This window comes from Gluconobacter wancherniae NBRC 103581 (assembly GCF_007988885.1).
In the GTDB taxonomy this organism is placed as follows: domain Bacteria; phylum Pseudomonadota; class Alphaproteobacteria; order Acetobacterales; family Acetobacteraceae; genus Gluconobacter; species Gluconobacter wancherniae.
Genome location: NZ_BJUZ01000002.1, coordinates 731337 through 743201, shown reverse-complemented (window position 1 = coordinate 743201; position 11865 = coordinate 731337). Strand labels below are relative to the sequence as shown.

Below are 11865 nucleotides of genomic sequence, written 5' to 3'. Positions count from 1 at the left end.
TTACACGCCCTCCGTCAGCGTAGCCGGTGAAAAAGCCGAAAATCCGTAATGTCGCAGCCAGCGCAGATCGCTGTCATAGAATGAACGCAGATCCGGGATGCCATTCTTGAGCATGGCCAGGCGCTCTATGCCCATTCCAAAAGCAAAACCCTGCCACTCCGCAGGATCGAGGCCACAATTGGCCAGAACGCGCGGATGCACCATTCCAGACCCCAGGACCTCAAGCCAGTCCGAGCCGGAGCCGATTTCGCCGGTTGTCTTCGACCAACCGATATCCACTTCCATGGAAGGCTCCGTGAACGGAAAATAGGAAGCCCGGAAACGCACCGGAAGATCTGGCTTGTCAAAGAAAACCCGTAGGAATTCGATCAGGCAGCCCTTGAGATGGCCAAGCGTAATTCCGCGATCAATCACCAGTCCTTCGCACTGATGAAACATCGGCGAATGCGTCGCATCATGATCAGCGCGGTATGTGCGACCAGGGGCGATAATGCGGATGGGAGGTTCCTGTCCAAGCATCGTGCGCACCTGAACGCCCGATGTCTGGGTGCGCAGCACACGTGGTTCGGCCTGACCGGGCTTGGGCGGGAGGTAGAACGTGTCCTGCTCAGTGCGGGCAGGATGATGCTCGGGCGTGTTCAGAGCAGAGAAATTATGCCACTGGCTCTCGATATCCGGGCCTTCAGCAACGCTGAAACCCATCGCACCAAAAATGGCAGACATTTCCTCGATCGTACGGCTGATCGGATGAATCGCGCCAACGGAAATTGCGGGTGCCGGCATGGTGACATCAACGCGTTCGGACTGAAGACGCGCCTGAAGCGCCTTTTCTTCTATTTCGCGTCCACGAACTTCAACAGCGGCATTGAGTTCATCGCGCAGACGGTTCAACGCCTGCCCGCGCTCTTTGCGCTCCTGTGGATCCAGCTTTCCGAGCTGTTTGAGCAACCCTGTCAAAGCACCGGACTTGCCCAGCGTTCCAACGCGCACAGCATCCCATTGCGCGTGGTCCTGCGCGGCAGTCAGCGCGGCGAGAGTATCATTCTTCAGCGTGTCGAGATCGTCGGCCATACCGCCCCTCGCTTGCAGCACAAATAAAAAACGGGCCGCCCTGATAACAGGACGACCCGCCAGTCACCAGCCCCACAAGGAGGTCAGGTGGAAAACCTTAGGCGATAGCAGCCTGGGCCTTCTTGACGATTTCACCGAAAGCGGCGGCATCATCAAAAGCAATAGCAGCGAGAACCTTACGGTCGATCTCAATGCCAGCCTTGTCCAGAGCAAAGATGAACTTGCTGTAGGTCAGACCATGCTCGCGAACGGCTGCATTGATACGCTGGATCCAGAGAGCGCGGAAATCACGCTTCTTGTTGCGACGATCGCGGTATGCATACTGCAGACCCTTTTCGACGCGCTCCAGAGCAATACGGTAGTTCGTAGAAGAACGGCCGCGGTAACCCTTGGCAAGTTCGAGAACTTTCTTGTGACGGGCGTGCGACGTTACGCCCCGCTTAACACGTGCCATAGTACCTTATCTCCTTACGAAAGCCCGTAGGGCGCCCACTGCTTGATTGTCTTCGCATCCATATCCGTCATGGTCTGAGGACCACGGTTGGTGCGCTTCATCTTCTGGGGGCGATTGATAAGGCCATGGCGCTTGTTGCCAGGTCCGCACATCACTTTGCCAGTTGCGGTAATCTTGAACCGCTTCTTGACAGACGACTTGGTCTTCATCTTGGGCATTTCGGTCTCCCTCGCCGTAAACGAATGGTCACATACCAGGATGCAACACTGCACGGCCGGGCATGCCACCTAGAGGCCCGGACGCGTGCGCGAAGTGGGGTCCTTAGCGGATACCCTTCATACATACAAGAAGACTCTTGATATCAAAGCACTCACAAACACGATCACGTGACATTGATCACGGAGACGTGAGGAACATGAAGGTTCCTACATCTTGACCCGCCCCCGCCTTCATGTGCTTTTTCCGATAGTCACAGTGCTGCATCCGAAACACAGCTCTAGGAACAATATGAAAACGACATCCCGGCCAGGGCTTTGGGCTCTGATAACGGCCGCGGTATTCGCACTTTGCGGTGCGTTTCTTACCGTGGGAGGCGCGTGGCTGGCCTCTCTGGGCGGCCCCCTCTATTATGTAATCCTCGGCCTCGCACTTCTCGCGACCGCTTTTCTGGCATGGCGCAAGAACGAGGCAGCCCTCTGGCTCTTCGCTCTCGTTACCCTCGGAACACTTGGCTGGGCATTCAGCGAAGTCGGTCTCGATATCTGGGGCCTTCTTCCGCGCCTTGATATCGTTCTGATTCTTGGCGTCTGGCTCCTCCTTCCTTTCGTTTACCGTCAGGTTGGCGCGACCCGCGCATCGGTGCTTCCTCTGGCAGGTTCTGTTGGACTCGGCGTTCTGGCTCTGCTGGCATCCCTGTTCACAGACCCGTACGACATCAGCGGCCAGCTCCCGACGCAGATCGCCAATGCTGCACCTGCTGATCCGGACAACGTACCAGACAGCGAGTGGCATGCTTATGGCCGCACGCAGGCCGGTGACCGCTGGTCCCCGCTAAAGCAGATCAACTCGTCCAACGTGCAGAACCTCCAGGTTGCCTGGAAGATTCGCACAGGCGACCTGATGAACTCGAATGACCCGGGCGAAGCGACTAACGAAGCCACCCCGATCGAATTCGACAACACGCTCTACACCTGCTCCCTGCATCAGAAGCTTTTCGCTATTGATGGTGCAACCGGCAAAGTGAAGTGGGTCTATGACCCGAAGCTTCAGATTGATCCGGGCTTCCAGCATCTGACCTGCCGTGGCGTCAGCTTCCATGAGACTGCTGCCGGCGCAACCGACACGGACGGCCAGCCCGCTCCGACCGATTGTGCAAAGCGCATCATCCTGCCCGTAAACGACGGTCGCCTGGTCGAAGTCGATGCGGCAACCGGTGAAAAGTGCCATGGCTTTGGCGAAGACGGCGAAATCAACCCCGCCGGCCCTCACCAGCCTTTCACGACTGCCGGCCTGTATGAACCGACGTCTCCGCCGGTCATCACGGACAAGCTGATCATCGTCAACAGCGCGATCACCGATAACGGTTCAGTTCGTCAGCCTTCCGGCGCGACGAAGGCCTACGATGTCTATACTGGCAAGCTGGTATGGGTATTTGACGCCTCCAACCCTGATCCGAACCAGATGCCGGGCGACGATCACCCGCATTTCCATCCGAATTCACCAAATTCCTGGATCGTGTCGTCCTACGACAAGAACCTGAATCTTGTGTACATTCCGATGGGCGTTGGCACACCCGACCAGTGGGGCGGCTACCGCACCAAGGAGTCCGAGCGTTTTGCACCGGGCGTAATCGCGCTCAACGCAGACACCGGCAAGCTGGCCTGGTTCTATCAGACGGTTCATCATGACCTGTGGGATATGGATCTTCCTTCCCAGATGAGCCTCGTGGACATCACCCAGAAAGATGGCTCGATCGTCCCTGCGATCTATGCTCCTGCAAAGACGGGTGACATCTTCGTTCTCGATCGCCGTACAGGCAAAGAGATCGTTCCTGCTCCGGAAACTGCTGTTCCCCAGGGCGCTGCTCCTGGTGACCACGTAAGCCCGACCCAGCCGGAATCCAAGCTCTCGCTGCGTCCGAAGAATCCGATCTCGAATGGCGACATCTGGGGCGGTACCATCTTCGATCAGATGTTCTGCCAGATCTATTTCCACCAGTTGCGTTACGAAGGCCCGTTCACGCCGCCTTCGCTTCAGGGTTCGCTCATCTTCCCGGGTGACCTTGGCATGTTCGAATGGGGCGGACTCTCCGTGGACCCGCAGCGTCAGGTGGCTTTCGCTAACCCGATCTCCCTACCGTTCGTCTCCCGCCTTGTACCCCGTGGTCCGGGCAACCCGCTATGGCCGGATGCAAACGCAAAGGGCACTGGTGGCGAAACTGGCCTACAGCACAACTACGGCATCCCGTATGCAGTAGACCTCCATCCGTTCCTGGATCCAGTGCTGCTGAAGGTTGGCATCAAGATGCCTTGCCGCACGCCGCCCTGGGGCTATGTTGCCGGCATCGACCTGCGCACCAACAAGGTCGTATGGCAGCACCGCAATGGTACCCTGCGTGACTCGATGTATGGCAGTGCGCTTCCAATCCAGCTCCCGCCGATCAAGATCGGTGTACCGAGCCTTGGTGGCCCGCTCTCCACAGCTGGTAATGTCGGCTTCCTGACGTCCAGCATGGATTATTACATCCGTGCCTATGACATCACGAACGGCAAGACCCTGTGGCAGGATCGTCTCCCGGCTGGTGGCCAGTCCACCCCGATGACGTATGCCATCAACGGAAAGCAGTACATCGTGACATATGCTGGTGGGCACAATTCGTTCCCCAGCCGTATGGGTGACTACCTCATCGCTTACGCCCTGCCAGATCAAAAGTGATCCTCTAGAGCGACACGCGTGACGGAAAAGGGGTGCCTTAGGGTGCCCCTTTTTTATGGGCACAGCATTTACAGCTCAAAAATGTTGCTCAATGTTGCAATATAATTGACTGACCCGGACAAGCCCCATGCTCCTGCGCCGCACCTTTGCTTTTCTTGTCATGTCCATGTTCCTTTCTGCGGGGTCGGCTTATTGCGCGCCGATAGTGGCAACGCTGGATGAACACCACCGAACAAGGCTTTTTTTCCCACCAGCCGAAGCCGTGGCACGACAGGACGGATCAGCGCATCTTGCCTGCAACATCTCGGAAGCCGGCACCGCAACGAAATGCAATGTCACGAAAAGCAGTGCCCCCGATTTTGGTCTGGCGGCACTTCAGATGGTCATGACGTCTCATTTTCTGCCAGCTTATGACAATGGAAAGCCCGTTGCTTCCACATGGGAGGAAACAATCAATTTCCACCTCTTCCATGCGCCGTCGACCATGCCGCTTCTGGATCATTCACACACAATCAAACCTCGATACCCGCTCGAAGCTCTGCGGAACGGTACTCAGGGATCATTCCACGTAACGTGCACTGTAAGCATTGCCGGAGCAGCCCGCGACTGCGTGGCGTCAGACGGTCCCGATACTTTGCGTCAGGCCACGCTCGCATATTTCACGTTGGCCCGGTATCTGCCCGCGCTCCAGAACGGTGAGCCCGTGGAAGCTCAATTTCACGGAACCCTGAACTGGAGTACAGGAAAAGAAGAAAACAACGGCTTCGAATAGTTTTTCGCCACTCGCTACGTCAAACTTGCGAGTGTCGATCTTTTTCTTTCATAATCCGTAACAACGCCGCCCTTATGGAGGGCAGCCATAACGGAAATATGGAACAATGATGCTCCGCAAGATCGCATTCGCTGCAATGGCCGTCGCCGCATTCGGTGGGCAGATTGCCCATGCCAAGCCGTGTCGGGATGCAAAGGGAAAATTCACCAAGTGTGAAGCGCCTAAGAAACCTGCTCCCTGCCGTGACGAAAAAGGCAAATTCACGAAATGCGCAACACCTGCCTCTGCAGGTAAAATGCCATCCATGGGTTCCATGCCTTCAATGCCAGCAGCACCGGCAACTCAAGGTCATTAAACAAGAAAAGCCTGCTGACATTTGTCAGCAGGCTTCATCTTCAGATGAGTTGATACATATCAGATGACGGCAGCACGCTTCTGGATCGCGTTCGCCATAGCCTCCACACCATTTCCACGATTTGTAGAAAGTGCTTTGACAAGCCCCATGTCGTGTAAAAAAACAGGGCTCGTCTGGCGAATTTCCTCAGCGGAACGCCCTGAATATACTCTGAGCAGCAGTGCAACGAGCCCCTGCACAATCGCTGCATCCGATGCACCCGCAAACAGAAGCCTGCCTTCGCGCTCTTCTGCTTCCAGCCATACCTGGCTCTGACATCCCGGCACACGATGTGACGAATCCTGCCACTGCTCCGGGAAAGCAGGCAGCTTGCGCCCCATTTCTATGATGTACTGATAGCGCTCCATCCAGTCATCAAAGAGCGCCAGCTCAGACTCAATCTCACTGATCGCAGCTGCCGCACTATCTTCCTGCGGCAACAAAAAAGGGTCACTCAAACTCAGATCTCCGTCACAGGATAAACCGGCTCAGATCGCCCTTGCGGGCAAGCGGCGCCACCTTGTCACGAACATCCGCAGCCGTCACCCGCACCACCTCGCCATTACGCTCGGACGCAGAGAACGAAATGTCTTCCAAAAGACGCTCCAGAACAGTCGCCAGACGGCGTGCGCCAATATTCTCGACACGCTCGTTGATATCTGCGGCCAATTCCGCAAGTGCATCCACGGCGTCCTCACTGAATTCCAGCGCCACCCCTTCTGTCTGCATCAGAGCAATATATTGCTTGAGGAGAGAGTGCTCGGGCTCCAGCAGGATACGCTTCAGGTCATCGCGGGTAAGGCCTGACAGTTCAACGCGGATCGGCAACCGCCCCTGAAGCTCCGGCAGCAGATCCGAAGGCTTCGCAATGTGGAAAGCACCCGAGGCAATGAACAGGATATGGTCCGTTTTCACGGGGCCGTATTTTGTGCTGACCGTCGTGCCCTCGATCAGAGGGAGAAGATCGCGTTGCACACCTTCACGCGAGACATCCCCCGTCCGCGTTCCGTGTTCGGAATTCGCGCAGACCTTGTCGATCTCATCAAGAAAAACAATTCCATGCTCCTGCGTGTGGGCAACAGCCTCGCGCTTGAGCGCCTCATCATCCAGAAGCTTGTCTGCCTCCTCCCGAATAAGCTGCTCCCGCGCGACGGATACTTTCAGCTTCTTCCGGCTGGGCATCCGGTTCATGAAGCCCTTCACCATGTCATTGAAATTGATAACCTGCCCTGGCTGCAAACCCGGCAAGTCGCCTGCGCCCTTTTCTCCACCCCCTTGCGGATCAGGGGTGATTTGAAGCTCGATTTCCTTATCTTCCAGCGCACCATCACGCAGCATCTGGCGAAACTTCACCTTGGTGTCAGCAGATGCCTTTTCGCCGACAAGAGCCTCGATCAGTCTGTTTTCAGCGGCCTCTTCCGCTTTTCCCTGAACGTCTTTCCGCAGTACGTCGCGCAGGATATTGATCGAAACCTCCACCAGATCCCGCACAATGCTGTCCACGTCGCGCCCGACATAGCCAACTTCCGTGAACTTGGTCGCCTCAATCTTGAGGAACGGCGCCTGAGCCAGACGCGCCAGCCGCCTTGCGATCTCGGTCTTTCCGCAGCCCGTCGGGCCGATCATCAGAATATTTTTTGGAACGACTTCGTCACGAATTACTTCAGCGAGTTGCGCCCGGCGCCACCGGTTGCGCATTGCAATGGCGACTGCGCGCTTGGCATCATTCTGCCCGATAATGAAGCGATCAAGTTCCGCGACGATTTCGCCCGGACGAAAGTTAGGGACATCCATCAGACGTTCTCCTCGCCTAGCGTTTCCATCGTCACGGAATAATTAGTGTAGACACAGATATCACCAGCGATCCGCATTGCTTTGCGCGCAATATCCGCAGCGCTCATGCCATCAATATCGATTAACGCCCTGGCAGCAGACAGCGCATAATTTCCGCCGGAACCAATAGCCACAATGCCGTCCTCAGGCTCCAGAACATCTCCATTTCCCGTCAGGGTAAAAGAGCGATGTTCATCCGCCACCGCCATCATAGCTTCCAGCCGACGCAGATAACGATCGGTTCGCCAGTCTTTTGCAAGCTCCACGCAAGCGCGTTCGAGCTGTCCCGGATGACGTTCGAGCTTTGCTTCCAGACGCTCCAGAAGCGTGAAGGCATCTGCCGTCGCACCAGCAAAGCCAGCCAAGATGTTGCCACCAGGACCGATCCGACGGACCTTCCGGGCATTCCCCTTGATGACCGTCGGCCCAAGGGAAACCTGTCCATCGCCAGCCATGGCGACCTGCGCGCCCCGCCGTACACAGAGAATGGTCGTGCCATGCCAGCCGACCGGATCATGGGAGTTGTTTTGGTAAGACATCACACCAGAAGATGGGAGTGCCAGCCGCAGACGCAAGAGGCCCCTGCGCTGGAACCCCTTACAGCTAGTCCAGACGCGCCAGAGCCAGCCGCAGACTTTCCTGTGTGAACGGTTTGGGCAGAGCATCTGCAAGCCCACGCGCCAGGACGTCGCCAGTATGACCGCTAACAAACAATATTTTCAGCGTAGGCAAGATCTGGCGCAACGCTTCCGCACAGGCCACCCCGTCATGCCCCGGCATTCTGACATCGATCACAGCGACGTCGAACGCACCCCGTTCATCGACACTGGCCAAAGCCTCCTCCAAGGACGAAGCCCCAGCAACGTCATGCCCTTCAAGCTTTAAAAAGCCTTCGGTAACGAGCCTGACGGGATCCTCATCGTCAACAACCAGAATTTTCTGCGCCTGAGTGGAGTTCGCTGCAGAACGCTCTTCAATTTTGCGCGGATTGACTGCAGGGGGTGCGCTTTGCAGAGCGGCAGGCAGAACAAGCGTCATGCGCGTTCCTTTCCCCGGCGTGCTCTCCACCAGCACCTCACCATAACTCCGGTTTACGAACCCATAGACACCCGAAAGTCCCAGCCCGGTGCCCCGCCCAACCTCTTTCGTTGTGAAAAACGGATCAAAGATGCGCTTCATGACCTCAGGAGACATGCCCTCACCTTGATCAATAACATCCAACGCAACAGCAACAGACGATGAACACTGCACAGGCAGGTCCTTCATCCGCTGCGGCACCACCCGAGCCTCGATCGTAACATGCCCACCATGCGGCATGGCATCACGTGCATTCACACACAGATTGAGAAGCGCCATTTCCAGCTGATCCGGGTCAGACCAGATATCCGGAACGTTCTCAGGCATATCCTTGACACAAAGCGCACATGCCAGCTTTTCCTTGCCAGCGCCCCCGTCGCGTCTTTTCAGGCTCTGGGCCAGAAGATCACGAAGATCATGCAGCAGCCCGTCGATCTTCACAGGCGCCAGACGTGCCTCACGCGGGCGGCCAAACTGCAAAAGACGGCGCGTCAGGACAGCCCCGCGCTGCGCAGAATCCACAGCATTTTTCAGCAGATTTCGGCCCGTTTCATCGAAGTCGGTGACGTCTTCCAGCAGCTCCAAAGAGCCTGAAATCGCTGCCAGCAGATTATTGAAATCATGAGCTATACCGCCTGCCAGCGTGCCAAGAGACTGCAACTTGTCAGCCTGCCGTAGACGGCTCTCCATCAGAACGCGCCCTGTAACATCGCGGTCCATGCAGACCTGCCATGCCTCCGACGATGGAGCTCCTTGCGGCCAGGCCAGAGCAAGCCGCGTTACCTCATGCCAACGGGTCTGGACCCCGCCCTTCCCATCCACATCGGGAATTTCCTCGGCAACAATCTGCTCGTCATGACCTTGCCGGGCAACCTCTTCGCGCATCTCTCTAATTCTGGAGCGCAATTGCCGGGGATAATGCGTCAGTTCATCTTCACCCGCGACTTCCGCCCGGTTCCGAACATTACTGCGGATACAGCGTCCCTGCGCGTCGGAAAAAACGAGACCTATTGGAAGCGCCTCCATCAATCCCCGAAGCAAAGCCTGCTCCGTCCGCAATGCCCTCTGTGCAAGACAATGCTGCGTGACCTCCCCAACAAGCGGGCGCAAGGCATCAGAGTCCCATGGCTTGTGCACATAAGCCTGCACCTGCCCCTGATTGAGCGCCGAAACCACAGCATCCAGATCCGCGTAGCCCGTCAGCAGGATGCTTCGTGCATCCGAAAACGTCCGGGCCTTCGCAAGAAGCTGGTCGCCTGTCAGACCAGGCATGCGCTGATCAGAAATGATGGTCGCGATATCTGGATGAGCCCTTAGAATCTCCAGGGCATGCAGAGGGTCCGTTGTCGAGAGGATGTCATACTGGTCTTCCAGCAGATCCGTCAGGGCAACGAGAATTTCCTCCTCATCATCGACCAGCAGAATTGAAGGCCGTTCTTCGGCAGAGTTCCAGATCATGATGGACGACCGATCGCAACCGGCCCCTCTTCAGTCATACGAACGGGAATGCTCAGGCGGAAACATGCCCCCACACCACGCCCATCCGGCAAATTGGCATCCGTAATTTCGATGGTCCCGTCATGAGCTTCCATCACCCCATAGGCAATAGCCAACCCAAGCCCCGTGCCGGTTCCAACGGGTTTGGTAGTGAAAAAAGGTTCAAAAACCCGCGCACGCAGATCAACAGGCAGACCCGGTCCATCATCGGCAATCGTGATTTCATACCGTCCGTCTTCCATCACAGACGAAATGACTATTCGGCCCTGCGGCCGCTCACGTTCAGCAGACGTATCCGCCAATGCATCCGCAGCATTGGAGACGATGTTCATCACCACCTGATTCAACAAAGCAGGCTGGCAGACCAGATGCACAGGCGCCTGCAGATCCCTGAGCACCTCAATGCCCTTGCCAAGCTTATGAGCAAGCAGTGCAAGTGCCGTCTCCAGTGCCGCGGGGACATCCACTTTCTGAAACGCACTTTCGTCCAGACGCGAAAAACGCCTGAGGCTCAGCACAAGATTCTGAATACGCTGAAGACCCAGCTTCATCGAATCGAGACGCGCAGCCCCCTTCTCGGTCAGGGCGTTTGCTTCGTCTGATCCCTCCAGTGCGCGAAGACTCCGGAGCGTACGGGAAACGGTATCTGCATGCGCAATCGTAAACGCGAGCGGGTTGTTGATTTCGTGCGCAATGCCCGCGACCAGCTCTCCCAGTGACGCCATTTTTGCCGTGTGAACCAGCTTGGCCTGCGCCTGTATCAGCTGGGCATTGGTTCGGGCCAGCTCCGTATTCGCCTGAGAAAGCGCCTCGGCCATCTCCGCCTTGGCTCTTGCAGCCTCAAGAGCAAGCGCATTCTGCTGACGCTCTATTTCCTGCTGGCGGAACTCGTCCTGCGCCATGCGCCTCTGCGCCAGCGTTCTGATCCGTAGCGCCAAAGCTTCCAGAGCGATGTCACTCGGCACCAAATCATCGATGCCGGCTTCAAAAAATTCTCCGGATGACTGCCGCCTGAATCGCGCAGCCTCAACTATTCCCAGTGTCCGGAAAGGAATACCGCCGGCTTCAAGCACAACCTGTCGGCGTGCATCCAGCAACCGGCAAAACTCCAGATCCTCCCGCCCACTTCCCAGTTCGATCACCAGACAGTCAGGCGCATCCGCACCACGCAGCCATCCGCCTTCAATCAGATCATTGGAGCGCTCTATGGACGTAACAGTGTGACCGTCCCGCCAGAGCAACTCTCCAAGGGTCGTCTCCGGCGCATCATCAGACAGTTCATCATCGCCGTCGTCATTACGCGGGGAATTCACAATGACAATTCTTGCTCGACGAAGACGGGCAGCCTCATCCACCGGCACGAGCTCCGGTCCTTCACGCAGCAACGCGCGCATACGCAATACCAGAAGGTCTGGATGCGCGGACTTGGAGATATAAGCGTCTGCGCCACTCTCCAGCCCCTCACGTTCAAGGCCCGCAGACGCATCCTGCGTCAGCATCAAAATGGGAATTGTCCGCGTTAGGGCGTCCAGACGCAATCTGCGCGCGAGCTGTCCCCCCGTCATGCCCGGCAAGTCGGAGCAGGCAACAACCAGATCAGGGATCGAGCGCTCAATCGCGACAAGCGCCGCTTCACCACTCACGGACCGCACGACGGAAAACCCCTGCCGCGAGAGGACACGGGAGATTCGGCGGGAATGAACCTCATCGGGCTCAACCAGCAACACTTTGGGTGTTTCTGGCATCACAGCGTGATAATCGGCCTCAAAAAACGGCATGGGAACACTGGAAAGTTTGCATTGACGGTCTCTTGCAGCTAGTCGGGACCAGAGC

Annotated in this window: 11 protein-coding genes; 3 read left to right on the top strand and 8 right to left on the bottom strand. The window is 56.9% G+C overall.

From position 1 onward, the window contains the following. From pheS to rpmI, 3 genes are all read right to left on the bottom strand, one after another. Positions 1-1071 (bottom strand): phenylalanine--tRNA ligase subunit alpha, encoded by a 1071-nt coding sequence (gene pheS, locus GWA01_RS10490; protein ID WP_146797473.1) that lies wholly within the window; start codon positions 1069-1071, stop codon positions 1-3. Positions 1072-1168: 97 nt separating this feature from the next. Continuing rightward, positions 1169-1525, bottom strand: coding sequence for a 50S ribosomal protein L20 (rplT, locus tag GWA01_RS10485; protein ID WP_146797469.1), 357 nt, complete (start codon positions 1523-1525; stop codon positions 1169-1171). Between the two features lie 14 nt (positions 1526-1539). Continuing rightward, a complete protein-coding gene (gene rpmI / locus GWA01_RS10480; RefSeq protein WP_011251850.1) occupies positions 1540-1743 on the bottom strand; it encodes a 50S ribosomal protein L35 in 204 nt (67 codons plus the stop codon). 289 nt (positions 1744-2032) lie between these two features. Here rpmI and GWA01_RS10475 point away from each other — a divergent pair, with 289 nt between their 5' ends. The 3 genes from GWA01_RS10475 to GWA01_RS10465 all read left to right on the top strand — a co-directional run bounded on the left by GWA01_RS10475 (position 2033) and on the right by GWA01_RS10465 (position 5586). Beyond that, the gene (locus GWA01_RS10475) at positions 2033-4459 is read left to right on the top strand and encodes a glucose/quinate/shikimate family membrane-bound PQQ-dependent dehydrogenase (RefSeq protein WP_146797464.1); all 2427 of its coding nucleotides are present in this window, start codon (positions 2033-2035) and stop codon (positions 4457-4459) included. A gap of 127 nt (positions 4460-4586) precedes the next feature. Further along, positions 4587-5231 carry an energy transducer TonB gene (locus GWA01_RS10470; protein WP_146797460.1) on the top strand — a complete coding sequence of 215 codons (645 nt, stop codon included), beginning with the start codon at positions 4587-4589 and terminating at the stop codon, positions 5229-5231. 106 nt (positions 5232-5337) lie between these two features. Next, positions 5338-5586: a hypothetical protein gene (locus tag GWA01_RS10465; RefSeq protein ID WP_146797454.1), complete on the top strand. Its 249-nt coding sequence runs from the start codon at positions 5338-5340 to the stop codon at positions 5584-5586. A 59-nt stretch (positions 5587-5645) separates the two neighbouring features. Here GWA01_RS10465 and GWA01_RS10460 read toward each other — a convergent pair whose 3' ends face one another. From GWA01_RS10460 to GWA01_RS10440, 5 genes are all read right to left on the bottom strand, one after another. Beyond that, positions 5646-6083 carry a SufE family protein gene (locus tag GWA01_RS10460; RefSeq protein WP_146797449.1) on the bottom strand — a complete coding sequence of 146 codons (438 nt, stop codon included), beginning with the start codon at positions 6081-6083 and terminating at the stop codon, positions 5646-5648. 13 nt (positions 6084-6096) lie between these two features. Continuing rightward, positions 6097-7419, bottom strand: a complete 1323-nt coding sequence (hslU, locus tag GWA01_RS10455) for an ATP-dependent protease ATPase subunit HslU (RefSeq protein WP_146797443.1) — start codon at positions 7417-7419, stop codon at positions 6097-6099. Next, positions 7419-7997 carry an ATP-dependent protease subunit HslV gene (gene hslV, locus GWA01_RS10450; protein ID WP_186819553.1) on the bottom strand — a complete coding sequence of 193 codons (579 nt, stop codon included), beginning with the start codon at positions 7995-7997 and terminating at the stop codon, positions 7419-7421. Before hslV ends, hslU begins: the two co-directional genes overlap by 1 nt. Before the next feature lie 64 nt (positions 7998-8061). Next, positions 8062-9993 carry a response regulator gene (locus tag GWA01_RS10445; protein ID WP_186819537.1) on the bottom strand — a complete coding sequence of 644 codons (1932 nt, stop codon included), beginning with the start codon at positions 9991-9993 and terminating at the stop codon, positions 8062-8064. Next, on the bottom strand, positions 9990-11810 hold the full coding sequence (locus GWA01_RS10440; protein ID WP_146797434.1) for an ATP-binding protein: 1821 nt from the start codon (positions 11808-11810) through the stop codon (positions 9990-9992). The genes GWA01_RS10445 and GWA01_RS10440 overlap by 4 nt, the downstream gene beginning before the upstream one ends. Positions 11811-11865: the final 55 nt, after the last annotated feature.